The organism is Blastococcus sp. CT_GayMR19, from assembly GCF_004570385.1.
GTDB lineage: Bacteria > Actinomycetota > Actinomycetes > Mycobacteriales > Geodermatophilaceae > Blastococcus_B.
The window spans coordinates 137,409-156,062 of record NZ_SPQL01000008.1 but is presented as its reverse complement, the minus strand read 5'-3'; the positions used below and the strand labels follow the sequence as shown (position 1 = coordinate 156,062).

At 73.2% G+C, this 18,654-nt stretch carries 15 protein-coding genes; 8 read left to right on the top strand and 7 right to left on the bottom strand.

Going from position 1 to position 18,654, the window contains the following annotated elements:
- Positions 1 to 91: 91 nt before the first annotated feature.
- Positions 92 to 469, top strand: a complete 378-nt coding sequence (locus E4P39_RS13055) for a DUF4440 domain-containing protein (protein ID WP_135137010.1) — start codon at positions 92 to 94, stop codon at positions 467 to 469.
- A gap of 49 nt (positions 470 to 518) precedes the next feature.
- The gene (locus E4P39_RS13050; RefSeq protein WP_135137009.1) at positions 519 to 1,052 is read left to right on the top strand and encodes an NUDIX hydrolase family protein; all 534 of its coding nucleotides are present in this window, start codon (positions 519 to 521) and stop codon (positions 1,050 to 1,052) included.
- 22 nt (positions 1,053 to 1,074) lie between these two features.
- Here the strand turns inward: E4P39_RS13050 and E4P39_RS13045 are convergent, their stop codons facing one another.
- Positions 1,075 to 2,619: a PucR family transcriptional regulator gene (locus E4P39_RS13045; protein ID WP_135137008.1), complete on the bottom strand. Its 1,545-nt coding sequence runs from the start codon at positions 2,617 to 2,619 to the stop codon at positions 1,075 to 1,077.
- A 127-nt stretch (positions 2,620 to 2,746) separates the two neighbouring features.
- Here E4P39_RS13045 and E4P39_RS13040 point away from each other — a divergent pair, with 127 nt between their 5' ends.
- The 5 genes from E4P39_RS13040 to E4P39_RS13020 are packed head-to-tail and all read left to right on the top strand — an operon-like array spanning position 2,747 to position 7,935.
- Positions 2,747 to 3,832: a BMP family protein gene (locus tag E4P39_RS13040; protein WP_135137007.1), complete on the top strand. Its 1,086-nt coding sequence runs from the start codon at positions 2,747 to 2,749 to the stop codon at positions 3,830 to 3,832.
- Positions 3,829 to 5,451 (top strand): ABC transporter ATP-binding protein, encoded by a 1,623-nt coding sequence (locus E4P39_RS13035; RefSeq protein ID WP_135137006.1) that lies wholly within the window; start codon positions 3,829 to 3,831, stop codon positions 5,449 to 5,451. The genes E4P39_RS13040 and E4P39_RS13035 overlap by 4 nt, the downstream gene beginning before the upstream one ends.
- Positions 5,448 to 6,530 (top strand): ABC transporter permease, encoded by a 1,083-nt coding sequence (locus tag E4P39_RS13030; RefSeq protein ID WP_135137005.1) that lies wholly within the window; start codon positions 5,448 to 5,450, stop codon positions 6,528 to 6,530. Before E4P39_RS13035 ends, E4P39_RS13030 begins: the two co-directional genes overlap by 4 nt.
- A gap of 3 nt (positions 6,531 to 6,533) precedes the next feature.
- Positions 6,534 to 7,433, top strand: coding sequence for an ABC transporter permease (locus E4P39_RS13025; protein WP_135137004.1), 900 nt, complete (start codon positions 6,534 to 6,536; stop codon positions 7,431 to 7,433).
- A gap of 25 nt (positions 7,434 to 7,458) precedes the next feature.
- Entirely contained in the window at positions 7,459 to 7,935 is a 477-nt protein-coding gene (locus E4P39_RS13020) for a nucleoside deaminase (protein WP_135137003.1), read from the top strand.
- Between the two features lie 36 nt (positions 7,936 to 7,971).
- On the opposite strand, the gene E4P39_RS13015 is transcribed toward E4P39_RS13020, so the two are convergent.
- The 5 genes from E4P39_RS13015 to E4P39_RS12995 all read right to left on the bottom strand — a co-directional run bounded on the left by E4P39_RS13015 (position 7,972) and on the right by E4P39_RS12995 (position 16,299).
- On the bottom strand, positions 7,972 to 8,859 hold the full coding sequence (locus E4P39_RS13015) for an alpha/beta hydrolase (protein ID WP_135137002.1): 888 nt from the start codon (positions 8,857 to 8,859) through the stop codon (positions 7,972 to 7,974).
- 126 nt (positions 8,860 to 8,985) lie between these two features.
- The gene (locus E4P39_RS13010) at positions 8,986 to 9,762 is read right to left on the bottom strand and encodes a transglycosylase domain-containing protein (RefSeq protein WP_245159804.1); all 777 of its coding nucleotides are present in this window, start codon (positions 9,760 to 9,762) and stop codon (positions 8,986 to 8,988) included.
- A gap of 356 nt (positions 9,763 to 10,118) precedes the next feature.
- Complete coding sequence (locus E4P39_RS13005) at positions 10,119 to 11,975, bottom strand: prolyl oligopeptidase family serine peptidase (RefSeq protein WP_245159803.1); 1,857 nt, start codon at positions 11,973 to 11,975, stop codon at positions 10,119 to 10,121.
- The gene (locus E4P39_RS13000) at positions 11,972 to 13,762 is read right to left on the bottom strand and encodes an N-acetylglutaminylglutamine amidotransferase (RefSeq protein ID WP_135137000.1); all 1,791 of its coding nucleotides are present in this window, start codon (positions 13,760 to 13,762) and stop codon (positions 11,972 to 11,974) included. Before E4P39_RS13000 ends, E4P39_RS13005 begins: the two co-directional genes overlap by 4 nt.
- Complete coding sequence (locus E4P39_RS12995; RefSeq protein ID WP_135136999.1) at positions 13,762 to 16,299, bottom strand: carboxylate--amine ligase/circularly permuted type 2 ATP-grasp protein; 2,538 nt, start codon at positions 16,297 to 16,299, stop codon at positions 13,762 to 13,764. Before E4P39_RS12995 ends, E4P39_RS13000 begins: the two co-directional genes overlap by 1 nt.
- A 110-nt stretch (positions 16,300 to 16,409) precedes the next feature.
- Here E4P39_RS12995 and E4P39_RS12990 point away from each other — a divergent pair, with 110 nt between their 5' ends.
- Entirely contained in the window at positions 16,410 to 17,105 is a 696-nt protein-coding gene (locus E4P39_RS12990; protein ID WP_135136998.1) for a DUF4916 domain-containing protein, read from the top strand.
- A gap of 471 nt (positions 17,106 to 17,576) precedes the next feature.
- Here the strand turns inward: E4P39_RS12990 and E4P39_RS12980 are convergent, their stop codons facing one another.
- Positions 17,577 to 18,200 carry an antibiotic biosynthesis monooxygenase gene (locus tag E4P39_RS12980; protein ID WP_135136997.1) on the bottom strand — a complete coding sequence of 208 codons (624 nt, stop codon included), beginning with the start codon at positions 18,198 to 18,200 and terminating at the stop codon, positions 17,577 to 17,579.
- Positions 18,201 to 18,654: the final 454 nt, after the last annotated feature.

The window sequence follows — 18,654 nt, the reverse complement described above, 5'->3', positions numbered from 1 at the left end:
CGCCCGCCAACCGGCGCGTCGGGACGGGAGCACGCATTGACCGGGCTGCGCCGCCGTCGGGACGCTGGCGTCCCACGGATGAGGGGAAGCCATGAGCCGCAGCGACATCGACGCCCTGAACGCCACGTTCATGAAGGGGATGGAGACGGGCGACGCCGCCATGATCGCGTCGGTCTACGCACCGGACGCCCGGGTGATGCCGCCGGGCGCGCCGGTGGTCACCGGCGGCGAGATCGAGCAGTTCTGGCAGGAAGCCCTCGGGATGGGGATCACCGGAGGCGCGCTCGAGACGGTCTCGCTCGAGGAGCGCGACGACGTCGCGGTCGAGGAGGGGGTGTACGAGATGCGCGTGGGCGCCGACGTCGTCGACACCGGCAAGTACGTCGTCGTCCACCGCAGGCAGCCCGACGGCGCGTGGCGCCTGAACCTCGACATCTGGAACTCCGACTCGACGCCGCCGCAGGGGTAGCGCCCGCCCGGGATCCGGTCGCCGGACGGGCATGCATTAGACAGTTCGCATGACCGACGTGACGACGGCGACCGACGCTGGCTGGCTCGCACCCGAGGAGATGGACGCCGCCCGTGAGCGGCTGCCGATCCTCTACGTCGACGTGGTGCCCGTGCGGGTGGACGACCACGGCACCGTCACCAAGGTCGGCCTGCTGCTGCGGGCGGGCGGCGACGGGCAGATCAAGCGCGCCCTCGTGTCGGGGCGGGTGCTGTACCACGAGCGCGTGCGGGCGGCCCTGCTGCGGCACATGGAGAAGGACCTCGGTCCGCTCGCGCTGCCGCGGATCCCGCCGGCGCCGCAGCCCTTCACCGTCGCCGAGTACTTCCCGACCCCAGGCGTGACGCCGTTCCACGATCCGCGGCAGCACGCGGTGTCGCTGGCCTACGTCGTGCCGGTCGAAGGGGACTGCGCGCCGCAGCAGGACGCGCTCGAGCTGACCTGGTTCTCGCCGCTCGAGGCCCGCGACCCGGCCGTGCTCGCCGAGTTCGAGAACGGGCAGAGCACGCTGCTGCTGCAGGCGCTGGCGCACCTCGGCGTCTGACCGCCACTCCCGCCAGGTCGCGTCAGCGCGGAGAGGTCGCGGCGCGGCCTCCGTTGAGCCGCAGCCGCCAGCACAGCAGGGCGAGGTCGAGCGCGGTGCGCGTCTCGCGCTGCTCCAGGTCGACCCCGCCCAGCAGCTGGCAGATGCGCTCGACCCGGCCGTAGAGGGTCTGCCGCCGCACGCCGAGCATGTCCGCCGCGCGGCTCTTGCTCATGCCCGCGACGAACAGCGTGTCGAGCGTCATCACCAGGCCGGCGCCGGTCCGGGCGTCGTGCTGCAGCAGCGGGCCCAGCTGCCCGGTGGTGAACTGCTCCAGCGCCGCGTCGTCGACCATGGTGCGGAGCAGCTGGTACAGCGCGACGTCCTCGGACAGCACCAGGTCCGACGCCGTCGCCATGCGGACGGCGAGGTCGGCGGTGTCCAGCGCCGACTGCAGCGACCCGGCCAGGGCGGGGACGTCGTCGACCAGCGGCCCGGCGCACACCAGCACGCCGCCCACCGCGCCCAGCCGGCCGTTCAGGTCGGCGGTCATGGCCGCCAGCTGGCGGCGCGCCGCCGCCGCCGGGACGGCGGCGCCGACGAGCACGTGTCCGTCCTGCTCGGCCACCATCGTGGCGCCGAGGTGGCGGGACGAGGTCTCCTGCACCGTCTGCAGCCACCCGGGCAGCGTCGAGCGCGACGACCGTGGCCGGACGACGCAGCCGACGACGGAGTGCCCCGGGCGGACGGCGAACCCGACGCCCAGCGCCCGCGAGGCGAGATCGCGGGTCGAGGGGTACCGGCCGCTGACCAGGTCGGAGAGCAGCTGCGCGGCGGACAGCCGTCGGCTGCTGGTACCCGCCGGCGAGCGCTGCACCTCCAGCGCGACGAGCGGACCGGCGGCCTCCAGGGTGGCCCGCGCGCGCCGGCCGGTCGGCCCGTGCAGCGTGAGCCGGCCCCAGACCCGCCCGCCGACGACGACGTCGACGCCCTTGTCCTCCCCGTCGTCCTGGCCGCTCTCCGGGACCGACGACCCGGCCACGAGCTCGCCGTCGGCGGTCACGAGGCTGGCCGGCTGCCCGGCCAGCCGGGAGCACGCACCGACCAGACCGACGACGCCGGGGCTCTCGGCCATGGCCTGCAGCAGCCGGGTGCGCTGCTCGGCGACCTCCCGCAGCGCGGTGACCTCCTGGGCGAGGATCGCGGCGTGGGCCTCCTCGGTCACCTCGATGAAGGGCACCACGCCGTGCAGCAGGATCACCGGCAGGCCGACTCGCGCGGCCTCGTCGAGCAGCGCCGGCGGCGCGGTGGGGAAGCTGCGCCCGAGCTCCAGCAGCAGCGCGGCCACCCCCACCCGGGCAAGCGCGGCGGCGTAGGCCCGGTGCCCCTCGGCGGGCAGGGCGACCAGGCCGAGCCCGGTGGTGAGCAGTGCCTCGCCGCCCTTGAGCAGCGGCGCGATGTCGTGGATCTCGCTGGTGTGCACCCAGCGGACGACGCGGCCGTCCAGGCCGTCCCGTGACCCGGCCGGCTCCGGGCGGGCGCTCTGCACCGACGGCAGCGCCAGCAGGTCGCTCAGCGTGAACGGCACGGGCGCACCGTACAGAACGTCCAGCCTTAACCGGCTGGTGATGACGCCGCGTCTCTTGGGTCGGATGCCCCTCGGGCCCTAGCGTGCTGACAGCCGACCGCCGGGGTCGCCTGAGGGAGGGAAGGCCATGTCCTCGATGTCCACCACGCAGCAGCCCATCGCTCGACGGCACCGGAGGACAGCGCTCGTGGCCGGCCTGGCGGCGTCGGCCCTCGTGCTCGCGGCCTGCGGTGGCAACACCGGCGAGGAGGAGGGCGGCGGGTCGTCGTCCGCCGGCGAGGACACGATCTCGGTCTTCGGCGCGTTCGCGACGCCCCTGGAGGAGCCCTGGGACGGCGCCATCCACGCCGCGCTGACCGCCGTCGCCGAGGACGGCGCGATCACCTACGAGCACGTCGACGACCTGGCCACCGCCGACGAGATGGAGCGGTCACTGCGCGACATCATCGCCACCGAGAACCCCGACGTCATCGTGGGCGACGCCTTCGCCGCCGAGGACGCCGTGCGCGAGGTGGCGAAGGAGTTCCCCGACACGGCCTTCGTCTTCGGCTCCGGCGGCAAGGAGCAGGCGCCCAACTTCAGCGTGTTCGACAACTGGCTGCAGGACCCCGCCTACCTCGCCGGGATGATGGCCGGCGGGCTGACGAAGACCGGCACCATCGGCGTGGTCGGCGCGATGCCCATCCCCGAGGTCAACCGGATCGTCAACGCCTTCACCGCGGGTGCCCAGGAGACCAATCCGGCCGCCAGGGTCACCGTCTCCTTCATCAACTCCTTCTTCGACCCGGCGACGGCGAAGCAGGCCGCCGAGGCGGCGATCGCCGGCGGCGCCGACGTGCTGTTCGCCGAGCGCGACGGCGTGATCGCCGCGGCCGAGGAGAACCAGCTGCCGGTGTTCGGGATGATGGTCGACCAGAAGGACCAGGCCCCCGAGTACGTGGTGTCGTCGCTGGTCTGGAACATGCGGCCGACCATCGAGGCGGTCGTCGCCGCGGTCGAGGACGGCAGCTACGAGGCGCAGAACCTGGCCGAGTACTCGTTCCTGAAGAACGGCGGCAGCTCGCTGGCCCCGATCAACACCGAAACGGCCTTCGAGATCCCGGCCGACCTGATCACCATGGTCGAGGAGCGGCAGGCCGAGATCGAGGACGGCAGCTTCACCACCCCGGTGAACGAGGAGGAGCCGGCCGGCTCCACCACGGTCGGGGGGTGACCCCGGCCGACGCGGCCCGGGGTGGGGAGCTCTCCCCGCCGCGGGGCGCCCCGCTGGTCGAGCTGCGCGGGATCACCAAGCGGTTCGGGTCGCTGCTGGCCAACGACGCGATCGACCTGTCCGTCGACGCCGGCGAGGTGCTCGCGCTGCTCGGGGAGAACGGCGCGGGCAAGAGCACGCTGACCCGCATCCTGTACGGGCTCAGCCGGGCCGACGCCGGTGAGATCCGCATCGCGGGGCAGCCGGTGACGGTGAGCTCGCCGGCCGACGCGCTGGCCGCCGGCGTCGGCATGGTGACGCAGGAGTTCACCCTCGTCGGGCCGATGACGGTCACCGAGAACCTGATGCTGGCCGGCTCGCCGCTGGGCCGGGTCGACCGCAAGGCCGCCCGGGCCCGCGTGCTGGCGGCCTCCGAGCGGCTCGGCGTCCCGGTCGACCCCGACGCCGTCGTCGAGCGGCTGTCGGTGGGGGAGCGGCAGCGGGTGGAGATCCTCAAGGCGCTGCTCGGCGACTGCCGCGTGCTGGTGCTCGACGAGCCCACCGCGGTGCTCGTGCCGGCCGACGTGGAGCTGCTGTTCGCCTCGATCCGCCGCCTCACCGCGCAGGGCATGGCGGTCGTGTTCATCTCCCACAAGCTGCACGAGGTGGTCGACCTCGCCGACCGGATCGGCATCCTGCGCCGGGGCAGGCTGGTGGCCGACCTGCCCGCCGAGGGGCTCGACCCGGCGGCGATCGCGGCCCTCATGGTGGGGGCCACGGCGGCGGCCGAGGTCGAGGACGAGGCGCTGGCCACCGCGGTGGGCCTGGACGTGGGGCTCGAGGGTTCCGGCCCCGAGCCGACGGCGCCGGCCCCGGTGGCCGACCGGTCCCGGCCCGCGGCCCTGGAGATCCACGGACTCACGCTGGCCGGCGACCCCCGCCCGCGGGTGGACGACGTCTCGCTGACCGTGCGCGCCGGCGAGATCGTCGGCGTGGCCGGCGTCTCCGGCAACGGCCAGACCGAGCTGGTCGCCCTGCTCTGCGGCACCACCCCGGCCACCGCCGGCACGGTGCACGTCGGCGGCAGCGACGTCACCCGGCTGGACGTGGCCGCCCGGCTGCGCGCCGGGCTGGGCCGGCTGACCGAGGACCGCCGGGGCAGCGTCGTCCTCGGGTTGAGCGTCGAGCAGAACCTGGTGCTGGAGGACCTCGACCGGTTCCGCACCGGCCCCTTCCTCAGCCGCCGACGTGTCCGGGCGCACGCGGAGTCGCTGATCGAGCGCTTCGACATCCGGGCCGCCCCTGCCGACCCGATCCGGTCGCTGTCCGGCGGCAACATGCAGAAGGTCCTGCTCGCCCGCGCCATCGAGCGCGACCCCACCGTGCTGGTCGCCTCGCAGCCCACCCGCGGTCTGGACGTCGGCGCCTGCGAGTACGTCTACGCCCAGCTGCGCGCCCTGCGCGAGGCGGGCAGCGGCGTGCTGCTGGTGTCGGAGGACCTCGACGAGCTGATCGGCATCGCCGACCGGATCGTCGTCCTCTCCGGTGGCCGACTGGTGGGCGAGGTCGCCCCGGCCGACGCGACCCGCGAGGCGCTCGGCGTCCTGATGACCGGCGGCCCCCGGGAGCCCGCGGCATGAGGTTCGTGCTGCGCTCCCGCGAGCCCCGCTGGCTGGCCCCGGCCTCCGTCGGCGTCGCCGTCCTGCTCACGCTGCTGCTGACCGCCGGGCCGATCCGGATGGCCGGGTCTGCGCCGGTGGCGGCGTTCGAGCGGTACGTCGTCACGCCGCTGACCACCCCCAACGGCCTGGCCGAGGTGCTGCTCGCGGCCACCCCGCTGCTGTTCACGGGGCTGGCGGTGGCCATCGCCTTCCGGGTCGGCTACTACAACATCGGTGCCGAGGGGCAGTTCCTCGCCGGCGCGATGGCGACCACCGCCGTCGCCCTCTCCCTGCCGGACCTGCCCACGGTCGCCGCGCTGCCGGTGGGGCTGGTCGCCGGCGCGCTGGGCGGCGTGGCGTGGGCGTTCCTGCCCGCGTTCCTGCGCCGGCGGGCCGGCATCGACGAGGTGGTCACCACCCTGCTGCTCAACCCCGTGGCGGTGCTGCTGCTCCAGGGGCTGCTGAACGGGCCGTGGCGGAACCCCGAGACCGGGTTCCCCGACTCCGAGCGCTTCGGGTCGGGCTACGAGCTGCCGTCGCTGTTCGGCACCCGGGTGCACGCCGGGCTGCTGCTCGGGCTGGTGCTGGTCGCGGTCATCGCCGTCGTCCTGCTCGCGACGCCGCTGGGCGTGCGGCTGCGCGCGGCCGGGCAGTCGCCGTCGGCGGCGGAGTTCTCCGGCGTCCCGGTGGGGCTGCTGCAGTGGCGCAGCGCGCTGGTCTCCGGGGCGCTCGCCGGGCTGGGGGGCGCCTCGCAGGTGATGGGCGTGCAGCACCAGCTGACCGGCAGCCTGGCCGCCGGGTACGGCTACACCGGCGTCGTCGTCGCCACCCTGGGCGGGCTGTCCGCGCTCGGCGTGCTGGCCGTCGCGCTGCTGCTGGGTGACGTCCAGGTCGGGGCGCAGAACGCCTCGATCAGGCTGCAGCTGCCCAGCCAGATGGGCGGCGTCCTGACCTCGGTGCTGCTGCTGACGGTGGTGGCGGCGCTGTCGGTGCGCCACTACCGGCTGGTCCGGCGAACACCCCGATCAGCCGAGCCCCTCCGAGCGGGAGGGGGCTGACCCGTGGACTTCCCGATTCTCGCGGTCCTCGCCGCGACCCTGACCATCGCCACCCCCCTGGTGTTCGGCGGGCTCGGCGCGCTGCTGGGGGAGCGGACCGGCGTCCTCAACCTCGGCATCGAGGGAACGCTGTACGCCGGTGCCTTCGTCGGCTTCCTGGTCGCCTCGCGCACCGACTCGCTGGCGATCGCGACGCTTGCGGCCGTCGTCGCGGGCGCACTGGCCGGTGCGCTGATGGCGCTGCTGACGGTGACGCTGGGGGTGAACCAGCACGTCGCCGGCATCGGCACCACGCTGCTGCTGGTCGCCGCCTGCGACTTCACCAACCGGCTGCTGTTCGGCGGCGGCGAGCGGACCGTCACGGTGAAGTTCGACCGGCTGTTCTCCGGCGGCGGGATCCTCGCCCAGTACCCGATGACGTTCGTGGCATTCCTGCTGCTGGCGCCGGCGGTGTGGTGGGTGCTCCGGTCGACCGGGGCCGGCCTGCGGCTGACCGCCGTCGGCGAGAACCCCGAGGCCGCGGACACCGCCGGCATCTCGGTGGCCCGCACCCGGTGGACGGCGCTGGTCGTCGGCGGGGCGCTGATGGCGCTGGGCGGGTCGTTCCTCACCCTCTCGGTGCTGGGCACCTTCACCCTCGACATCGTCAGCGGGCGCGGCTGGATCTGCATCGCCCTGGTCATCTTCGGCCGCTGGAAGGTGTGGCCGGTGGTGCTGGGTGCGCTGCTGTTCGGCTTCTTCGACGCGCTGCAGCTGCAGTTGGCCATCACGTCCGCCTTCGGCTCGGTCCCCAACGAGCTGCTCATCGCACTGCCCTACCTCGTGGTCATCGCCGCCCTGGCGATCCGCGGCCGCGGGGTGCGCTACCCGGGCTCGTACCTGACCCCCTACCGCCGGGCCTGACCCCTACCTCTCCAGGAGACCCCTCATGACGTCGTCCGCTCCCTCCGCACCCGGGCCGTCCCCGGCCGAGCTGCTGGCCGCCGCCGTCGCGGAGGCCCGCCGCGGTCGCGACGAGGGCGGGGTGCCGATCGGTGCCGCGCTCGTCGTCGACGGCTCGGTGATCGCCGTCGGGCACAACCGGCGGGTGCAGGAGGGCAGCGCCATCAAGCACGGCGAGACCGACTGCCTCGAGGCCGCCGGCCGGCTCCCCGCGTCGGTCTACGCGCGGGCCACGATGGTGACCACGCTGTCGCCGTGCGACATGTGCACCGGCGCGATCCTGCTGTACAAGATCCCACGGGTGATCATCGGCGAGAACCGCACGTTCCTGGGCGGGGAGGAGCTGCTCCGCTCGCGGGGAGTCGAGGTCGTCGTGCTGGACGACGCCGAGTGCATCGAGCTGATGGAGGACTTCATCGCCCGCGAGCCCGCCCTGTGGAACGAGGACATCGGCGAGGAGTGACCCCTGCGCCGCAGGTGGCGACGGGCGCGTCGAGCGCTACTTCCAGCGGTTGATGAACTCGACCGTCGCGGCGTTCACGGCGTCGGGGTCGGTGGCGCTCAGGAAGTGCTGGCCGCCGTCGACGACGCGGAGCTCGGCGCCGGCGCTGTTGACGAAGAGCGTGATCTCGTCCTGGGCGTTGGCCACCGAGTAGACCCGGTCCGCGGTGCCGTGCATCCACAGGACCGGGCACTGCACGCTGTCCAGCCGACCGTGCAGGCCGTCACGGTCACGGAGGTTGATGCTGCTGATCCGGAGCCGCGCACGTCCGTCGTCGCCGGTGTAGTTCTTCTGGTGCGTCTCGTGCCAGAACGCGCGGTCCTCGGCCGGCACGTCCTCGCCGAAGCCCTCCGCGAGGACGGCGTCGACGAGCTCGACCGGGATGACCCAGTCGTCGCTGACAGACGCGGCGAGCGCGTCGATGGCGGGCGTGCAGAACTCGACCCCGTCCCAGCACCCCAGATCGCGACTGCGCTGGCTCTCGAAGTCCATCGAGGTGCCGAGCGGGATGATGCCCTTGACGGTGCCGGGAGCGAGCATGGCCATGCGGGCCGCGATCCACCCACCTTGCGAGGTGCCCAGCACGAACGCCCCGGAGATGCCGAGCGCGTCGAGCACCTGCAGCCCCGCGATGGCCGAGTCCCAGTAGGTGAACTGCCCGTACGTGGCGCGGGTCCGGCCGTGCCCGTACGGCTCGAGCGCGAGCAGGTTGGCCGTGGCGGAGAGCTTCTCGTCGACGAACTGGGGCCGGTACAGCTCGACGGAGGTGCTGAACGAGTTGACCATCACCAGGGTCGGGAGCGACGCGTCGTAGGCCTTGCCGAACCGGTAGCCGATGGTCGAGCCACCGAGGTGGGGAATCTGGATCGTCTCCGTGTCGCTCATGGTCTCCCTCGTCGTCATCGACTGGCGGGCGCAGGTCCGTCGGCGACCTGGTGGATCCGGCCATCGTGGCGTCCAGCTCGACACGGGTCAATCGGCGACGGGAGGCAGCGAGCATCCCGGTGTGGATCAGGCGGTCCCCTCGGTGGCGATCAGCTCGGCGACGTCGTCGGGCATCTCCGAGCAGTCGTCGTCGCTCGCCGGCTGGTCCTGAGCGAGCCCTTCGACGCCGGCGTCCTCGACCGGGGTGAAGCCCTTCTCCTCCAGGTGCCGGGGCACGCGGTTCTGCGCGTTGATCACGTGCGAGCGGGACAGCCAGCCGAGGCCGTCGTCGACCTGGAAGTCGAGCCCGCCGCCGGGTGCGCGCCGGACGTGGCCGGGGGAGGGCAGCAGGCCGACCAGCTGCACGGCCTCGCCGACGGAGAGCGAGGACGGCGGGGAGTCGAAGTAGTACCAGCTGGCCGCGCAGGCGCCGTAGATCGTGGGGCCGAACTGCGCGTAGTTGACGTAGAGCTCGAGCATGCGGCGGTCGTCGACCATCATCGCCAGCTCCGAGGACAGGCCGGCCTCGAGCGCCTTGCGTAGGGCGCTCGGCTCGGCGGTCAGGAAGATGTTCTTGGCCACCTGCTGCGGGATGGTGGAGCCGGACGGGTCCTCGCCGCCGCGCAGGTGCTCGGTCGCGCGGCTGAACATGTCGATCCAGTCGAAGGCGCCGTCGCGGTAGGGGAGCTCGGCGTCCTCGTGAGCGATGACGGCGGCGAGCAGGTTGCGCGAGACGTGCTCGACCGGCACCGACTGCTGGATGGCGTCGCCGGGATTGGCGACCATGAACGCCGTAGTCGGCGGATCGATCCAGCGCAGGGACAGCATCAGGAGCGCCTGGACGAGGAAGGCGATGACCACCACCCGGGCGATGCGGAGCGACAGCCTCCTGCGGCGGCGGGGCTTCGGTGCCTCGGGCGGCGGTTGTTCCCGGCGGCGGCCGAGGAGCGGACGCCGTTCGGGCTGCGGCGGGCCTGGCTCGGCGGGCGGACGTTCCCACGGCTGGGGCTGCGCGGGCGGCCAGTGGTCGTCCGGGACCGGCCGGGGCAAGGGGCGCGTGGCAACCCGGTCGACCGGTGGCTCGGACGATTCCTGGCGACGACGTGGCGCGAAGCGCATGCGCTGCTGTCCCCCTCCGCCGAGAATTTCGAGTGGCCAGGGTACGGGCGGAACCTGTGAGAACCCGGCGCCGTGGCTGCAGCTCGCGGCTCCGCGAAGGTTCAGGCCACCTGGAGGTGGGCGTGCAGGAAGCGGGTCATCGCGCCGGCCAGTTCCTTCCGGGACGTCGTCCGGCGGAAGACGTGCCCCTCGCCGGACAGTTCCAGGTACTCCACCGTCCGGCCCAGCCCCCGCAGGGCCGCGACGACCTGGGAGGCCTCGCCGATCGGCACGTTGGTGTCGTGCTCACCGTGCACGACGAGCAGGGGGACGTCGATGTTGCCCGCCGAGGCCAGCGGTGAGATGTCCTCCAGCAGAGCGCGGTCGCGCTCGGGGTGCCCGTACTTCGTGACCGCGGCGGCGGCGATCCACGGCTCGGTGTCCCGGTAGAAGGTGACCAGGTCCGACATCCCGCAGATGTCGATGCCCGCGGCGAACACGCCGGGGGAGAACGCGAGCGACGCCAGCGTGAGATAGCCGCCGTAGGAGCGCCCGGTGACCGCGACGCGGTCGCGCTCGGCCAGTCCGTGCGCCACGAGGTGGTCGGCGCAGGCCGTAACGTCGGAGAACGCGGCGTACCGGCCGTGCAGGTCGTCGGCGTGCACGAACTCGCGCCCGAACCCGGACGAGCCGCGGATGTTGGGCGCGAACACGGTGATGCCCGCTGCGGCCAGCGCCTGGTGCTGCGGATCGAAGGTCGGGCGTTCCTGCCCCTCGGGGCCGCCGTGCAGGGCCAGCGCCGCGGCGCCGATAGGTGTCGTTGACCGGTACAGCCAGCCGGTGAGCGGCAGGCCGTCCCGGCCGGCGAACCGCTCCAGGGTCGGGACCACCAGCGGGCGGTCGGGCACCTTCGGTCCGTCGGTCACCCGGTGCCAGGCGTGCGTGCGGGTGTCGAGGTGCCACAGCTCGCGCGGCCGCTCCGGACCCTCGACGCCGAGGATCACGCTGGACCCGTCGCGGGAGAGCACCGGCGTGGAGGCGACCAGGCCGGGCAGGCCCCTGATCGGCGTGGACGACCTGGTCGCGGTGTCGAACAGCTCGATCTCGCTCGCGCCGGCCACGTTCCAGACGAGCAGCAGGAGCCGGCCGGCGTCGTCGGCGTCCACCCACTCGAGGTCGGCGTCGTCCCGGGCGGCGAGGGTCCGCGGCTCGCCGCGCCACCCGTTGGGTCCGAACGGCAGCCCGATCAGCACCTTGCGGGGCAGGCCGACGTCGGAGGCGAGGTAGACGTACACCGGGCCGGCGTGGTCCTCGGGGGCCGGCCGGATGAGCCCCTGGTCGGTCGAGCCGGTCGCGCCGTGGGTCAGCGCGCTGAAGTCCTCGTCCATCAGCCGGTCGATGACCGACACGTACTGCTGCCCGCGCTCGCCGTCCTTGAGCACGAGGAACCGCTCCTCGAGCGAGATGTCGAGGACGTGGATGAGGTGCCCCTCGGCGAGCGGGTCGAGCCGGCCGGTCAGCGGGTCGGCCAGGTACGACCTCGTCGGGTGCCCGTTGCTGAGGCCGGGGAAGGTGACCACGAAGCGGTGTCCGCTGCGGGTCCACGGGCCGAGCTCGACGTGGGTGTGGGCGTCGCCGGCGATGCGGCGGGCGTCGGAGCCGTCAGGCCGCACCACCCACACCTGCGTCCGGACGCCGCCGTCCGTCGCGATCAGGCAGGTGAGCCAGCCGCTGTCGGCCGCCCAGCGGACCGCGAGGACCGGGTCCTCGGAGAGCGGAACGTGCCGGGCGGGGGGCGGGGATCCGTCGAGCACGACGTCCTGGACCCACAGCTGCGGGATGCCGGAGCGGTCGCTGATGAAGGCGACCTGTCGCGCGTCCGGCGTCATGTTGGGGCCCCAGCTGCCCCAGGCGTCGACGAGTTCGGACGCGAGCTCGACCGCCTCCTCGACCGTGCCCGTCGCGACCTCTGCCGTCACCGTCCGACGTCCTCCATCTTCTGCAGCCACATCTCCAGCAGAGCAAGCTGCCACAGTGCGTTCGACCCGAGGGTGGTCCGGGTCGCGTTGGGGTCGGCGAGCATGGCCTCCACGGCGTCCGGGCGGAACAGCCCGCGCCGCTTGGCGGCGGGGTCGGTCAGGGCCTCGCGTACTCGCTCCAGGTACGGGCCCTCGAGCTGGCGGATCGCCGGCACGGGGAAGTATCCCTTGGTGCGGTCGATGACCTCGTCGGGCACGATCCCGCGGGCCGCCCGCTTCAGCACGCCCTTCCCGCCGTCGGCGAGCTTGAGTTCCGGCGGGATGCGGCCGGCCAGCTCGACCAGCTCGTGGTCGAGGAAGGGCACCCGCGCCTCCAGGCCCCACGCCATCGTCATGTTGTCCACCCGCTTCACCGGGTCGTCGACGAGCATGATCGTCGTGTCGTTGCGCAGGGCCGCGTCGACCGAGGTCTCGGCCCCGTGGCGGCCGAACTGCTCGGCGATGAAGGCGGTCGGGGCGTCGTCCGCGACCATCCACTCCGGCTCCAGAACCGAACCCATCGCGGCCCAGGGGCGGTCGAAGAAGACCCGGGAGTAGGCCTCGACGGCGCCGTCCCTCGGGACGCCGGACAGCGGCGGGTACCAGTCGTAGCCGCCGAGCACCTCGTCGGCGCCCTGCCCGGACTGCACCACCTTCACGTGCTGCGAGACCTCCTCGCCGAGCAGGTAGAAGGCGACGCAGTCGTGGCTGACCATCGGCTCGCTCATCGCGGCGACCGTGGCGTCCACGGCTGGGAGCAGGCGGGCGCTGTCGATCCGGATGCGATGGTGGTCGGTGCCGAACCGCTCGGCGACCAGGCTGGAGTACTCGAACTCGTCGCCGGACTCGCCGCCCGCCGACTCGAAGCCGATGCTGAACGTGCTCAGGCCCGTCTGGCCGGCCTCGGCCAGCAGCGCCACGACCAGGCTGGAGTCGATGCCGCCGGAGAGCAGCACCCCGACGGGCACGTCGGCGACCATCCGCCGGTCGACGGCGACGCGCAGCTTGTCCAGCAGCGCCTCCTCCCAGTCGCGGGCGGTCCAGCCGCGGCGGTCCGGGTCGCGGGTGAACTCCGGCGTCCAGTAGACGGTGTCGCGGCTGGCGCCGTCCGGTTCGACGACGCGCACGGTGGCCGGCGGCAGCTTGCGGACGCCGGTGAGGATGGTGCGCGGCGCCGGGACGACGGAGTGGAAGGTCATGTAGTGGGCCAGCGCGACGCGGTCGATCGACGTGTCGACGCCGCCGCCCGCGAGCAGTGCGGGCAGCGTCGAGGCGAAACGGATGCGGTCGCCGCGCTGGTCGACGTAGAGCGGCTTGATGCCGAGCCGGTCGCGGGCCAGCACCAGGCGCCCGGTGCGGTGCTCGAAGACGGCGACGGCGAACATGCCGAGGAAGCGGTCCACGAACGCCGTGCCCCACTCGGCGTAGGCCTTGAGCACGACCTCGCTGTCGGACGTCGAGAAGAACCGGTGCCCGGCCGCCTGCAGCTCGGCGCGCAGCTGCTTGTAGTTGTAGATGATCCCGTTGAACACCACGGTGAGCCCGAGGTGCGGATCGACCATCGGCTGGGCGCCGTTGACCGACAGGTCGATGATCGACAGCCGCCGGTGGCCCAGTGCGACGGGGCCGCGCGCCCAGGTGCCGGAGCCGTCGGGGCCGCGTCGCTCCAGGCACCCGGTCATGCGCTGCAGCGTGGCGACGTCGGCGACGGTGCCGTCGAAGCGCAGCTCACCGGCCAGTCCGCACATCAGTGGCCTCCCTCGGTCGGTCCGGTCACGATCCAGGTGTCCTTGGCGCCGCCACCCCGCGAGCTGTTGACGATCAGGCTGCCGGGCGGGGCGACGCGGGTCAGCGCGAGGGGTGCCAGGCGGTAGTCCTCGCGGCGAGGCCCGGTGAGGTAGACGAACGCCCGCAGGTCGACGCGGCGGGGTTCCATCCGGCCGGCCTCCAGGCAGGGCAGCGAGGACAGCGAGACGACCTCCTGGGCCACCCAGGCATCCGGACCGGCCGCGATCTCGGCCCGGCGCTGCGCGACCTCGGCGGCGGTCGCCGCGGGGCCGATCAGCACGCCGGCGCCGCCGTAGCCGTCGACCGGCTTGGTCACCAGCTCGCCGACCCGCTCGAGGACGCCGCGCCGCTCGATCTCGTCGGCGGTGCGGTAGGTGGGCACCGACTCCAGGGCGGGATGCTCGGCGAGGTAGTACGTGATGAGTTCGGGGACGAGGGGATAGGTCGACTTGTCGTCGGCGATCCCGTTGCCGGGGGCGTTGGCGAGGACGACCCGGCCGTCGATCGCGACGTCGAGCAGCTGCTGCCCGATCGGCCGGCCCGATCCGTCCACCAGGTCCCGGAGCTCGACGTCGATGCGCAGGTAGAGGACGCCGATGGGATCGCCGCCGTCGCGGTGCACCACCCGCCCATCAGTGACGTCGAGGTCGTCGGGGAGGACCAGCCCCAGCCCGGCACCGTCGGCGAGGCGGCGGTGCTCGAACCAGGCGCCGCTGCCCGGGCCGCTGGAGAGCAGCACCGCCCGGGTGCCCGGCTGCGCGGACGACAGCAGGGTCGAGCGCAGCAGCTCGTAGGCCGCTGCCGGGTGCGCGAGGCCGGGCGGGCGGGGAAGTTCGGGCAGGACGGCGTCCATCAGCCCCCGGAGCGCGACGGCGTACGCGACGCCGCTGGGGGAGCGCAGGTTGTCCTCGAGCACCCGCCAGCCGCCGTACTCGTTGCGGACGAGGTCGAAGCCCATGACGGGGGCCCGCACGACCCCGGGGGGCAGCCGCGTGGCCTCCTCCGCCCAGCCGGGGCAGCGCCGGACGACGTCCTCGGACAGGACGCCGTCGCGGAGGATCCGCTGCTCGCCGTAGACGTCGCGGAGGAAGGACTCGAGCGCCCAGGCGCGCTGCGTCAGGCCGGTCTCCAGCCCGGCCCACTCGTGCGCGCCGATGACGCGGGGGAACAGGTCGACGGCGAACGGGCGCTCCTCGCCGTCCCGGGCGTACGTCAGGCCTTGCCGGGCGACCCAGTCGTCGCGAACGGAGTCGCGGTCCCGCAGCTCCGCCGGCCCCAGCCCCTGGAGCGTGGCGACGATCCCGCGGTAGGCCGGGCGGGGCACGGATCCGGGCCCGAGGGCCTCGTCGCCGGCCCGGGCCCGGTACCGGCGGAGAGCGGGGGGCGCCTCGTCGGGCCGGACCTCGGAACCGCCGCTCTCCTCGACGACGAGCCGCATGACGTCCTCGAGGCTGCCGCGTTCGGCGTAGGCGGCGCGTTGCCGGTCGGCGGAGTTGCCGCGGGCCAGCACCGTCTCGGTGAGGTCGCTGACGGTCTCCCAGTCGCCGAACTCCTCCAGCTGCGGACGGAGCCGGGAGACCAGGTCGCGGACGACGTCGTGCGCGGGCCGCGGTCGCGGCCGGCCGGTGCCGTCGACGAGCTGCCGGGACAGCCCGCTGCGGGCCGCCTGCCAGATGCCGGCGCGGTGCAGCGGCGCGAGCGGGGCGACGTACGGGCGGCCGGCCTCGATGTCGAGCTCGGCGGCGCGGGCCATGCCGCGGAAGAGGCCGGCGATGAGGACGGCGTCGTCGACCAGGGGGCAGGCGTCGGCGACCCGCAGTTCCAGGGTGGGCGCGTGCGCGGACGGCCGGACGTCGAAGTAGGCCATCTTGGCGTCGGCGATCACGCCGGAACTGATCAGGTCGCCGATCAGCTGGTCGTACTCGGCGGCGGAGGTGACCCGGCCGGGGGAGCCGGCGCTGGGCCACCGCTGCCAGATGATCGTGCGGATGCTGGCGTAGCCGGTGTCCTGGCCGTTCCAGTACGGGCTGCTGGCCGACAGCGCGAGCAGGACGGGGAGGTCGCGGGCGATCCGCTGGCCGATCTCGACGGCCACGTCGCGGTCGGCGACGCCGACGTGGATCTGCGTACCGCAGATCAGCTGCTCGTCGACGAGCAGGCGGTACTGCTCCTGCATCCGGCTGTAGCGGCCGGTGCTGGTCAGCTCGAAGTCGGCGTAGGTCGAGCGGGGTGCCGTGCCGACCGCGGCGACGCCGAGGTTCTCCTTCGCAGCCACTTCGATGACCCCGGCCCGCAGGCGCAGGAGTTCCTCGCGGAGATCGCTCAGGGAGCGGACGACCGCCGTATTTGTTTCAACTGTCGTCCGCTGTATTTCGGCTGAGTAAAATTCGCTGGGCAATCGCGAGAGAATCTGCGGGGCCCTGGCGGACAGTTCCCATCGATCCAGGTCGATGAGGTGCAACTCTTCTTCCGCGCCGAGGGTGAATTCAGCACCCATTCCGAAAACCTAACCACGAAACGGTGCGTTGGCGACTGTCCGCGCTGCTGAAATCTGGCGGGCTGTCGGCCGACGACGTCGCGGCCCGAGACATCGGTCAGACAGTTCCCATGACCGAGATGACGGCGGCGACCGACGCGGGATGGCCGGCCCCGGAGGGGATGGACTCCGGCCGTGTGCGGCTGCCGATCCGCTACGTCGACGTGGTGCCCGTGCGGGTGGACGACCAGGGCACGGTCACCGCCGTCGGCCTGCTGCTGCGGGCGGGCAGCGGTGGGCGTCGGTACATGACGGCCGCTGAGTACGACGACGGGTCCGCCCAGTGGTGGGGAGAATGCAGCTGCCCGGTCGGCGCCGACTGCAAGCACGCCACGGCGGTGCTCATCGTTGCCAGGGAGGCCCTCGACGCAGCGCCCGAAGAGGCTCCGCCCGCCTCGGCCTGGGAGCTGGCGATGGCCGACCTGGCGGAGTCCGCCCCGTCCGCGCACGGCGGAGGCGCCCCGCTCGGGCTGCAATTCGACATCGAGCCGCCGGGCCGCGGCTCCGCAGCCGGGCAGCAGTCGGTGCGCCTGCGTCCGGTCGTGCCGGGAGCGAAAGGCCGCTGGATTCGCACCGGCGTGTCCTGGCGAGGACTGCAGTACGACTATGACCAGCAACGGGATCCCATGCGGGCAGCCGCGCTCCGCGGCCTGTACCGGGCACACGCGGCCGGCGACGACGGTCCCGGCTACTACCACGGCGCCGGCGACGCGCCGGTACGGCTCGAGGACTTCGGTCCGCCCTGTGGCCGGCCCTGCAGCAGGTGATCGACGACGGTGTGCCTCTGCTGACCACGCGCGGCAGGCGGGTGCGCGTCGTCGTCGAGCCGGGAGCGCTCGCCGTCGACCTGCGTGGGGACGGCGACGCCGACCTGCGGGTGGAGCCCGTGGTGGAGCTGGGTCCCGACGATCGGGTCCCGGTGGGGTCGGTGCGGCTGCTCGGCTCCCGGGTCTCGAAGGCGGCTCGTCGTTCGAGCTCACGACCGAAGTTCTGGTGGAGCCGCACAGGACACCGGCTCGTCGGGCGCGGCGAGGCGAGGAGCCTCATCGACAGTGGTCAGCGCGCGGGCGCACTCGACCAGCCGTCACCCCATACGGGATGGGCCAGGTGGGCCGCGCCTCGCCGCGCGGATCGGGAAGCCTTGCGCCATGCCGCTGAGCCCGGGCCCGCGAGCTTGCGGGAGGACGTACCACAGCCGATGGGTGCGCGTGCGCCCGTCCCGCAGCTCGGCGCCGTACTCAGACCATCTCGGGCACCCGCAGGTGGTGGATGGCCACCTCCATCTCGACCACCTCGGTGATGTCGACGCCTATCCGGCCGGCGAACTCGGCGCGCATGCGCCCGGCCGCGTCGCGTGACGCGTCCAGCGCCTGCCGGGTGTCGAAGCACATGGTGCCGACGCCGCGACCGGCGGCGCGGTCGACCATCAGGCTGACGCTGGAGAAGCCGTCGAACTCCTCCATGCGGGGCAGGATGTTCGCTTTCCACGCCTCGATGACGCGGTCGGCCTGACCGGCGTCGTGGAGCCGGCTGTAGGTGAGGCGGGCCCAGGCCCCATCGCCCATGGCGTGGGCACGGTGCATCACCGCGATCTCCCATTCGTCGACGTCGAAGCGGCCACCCATCACGTCGGTGGCCTGCTCGCGCATGGCACGGACCGCTTCCCTGCTGGCGCTCATCGACTCCTCGGAGTCCCAGCTCGTGGTGACGATGCACCGGCCGGAGTCGCGGTCGGAGAGCATGGACAGCCCCATGCAGCCCGGCATGCCCTGCACTGCCGGCATGACCTCGTCGCGGACGTAGCGGATGCCCTCGTCGATGCGCTGCGGGTCGGCGTGGACCGTGGTGGTTCGGGCGTACATGCCGCCCTCCTCTCGGGATGGCGGGCGGCGCCCCAGCGGCGTCGCCGCGAGGGTCATGGTGCTCGCACAGGGGACCCCTGCCCAGTGCCCCCGGCGCGCCCCTCTCGGTCGGTCGCCGGGCCGCTGCCTCCTGGGGTCAGGCCATCTCGGCAGGTCGGAGGTGGCCGATGAACGAGGTCGAACGGCCACCTCCACGACGTGCGGGCCCGCGGTCGAGGAACTCCGCGCGGATCGTGACGGCCTGCCCTTGACGCGGTTCATGGTCTGGCGGCTCTCGTACGTGGCGGCGGTAGCGCTGCCGCCGCTGTCGTGGTCGACCAGGAACCGACGCGGTAGCAGCCGAGCAGCAGCTCGGCTGGGGGAAGACGATGGCACGGAAGCCCTGCACGGTGGAGGCGTGGGTCATCGCGGAGCTGATGCCGCCGCTCGGCCAGTCGGCCAACTCTGCCGCCCG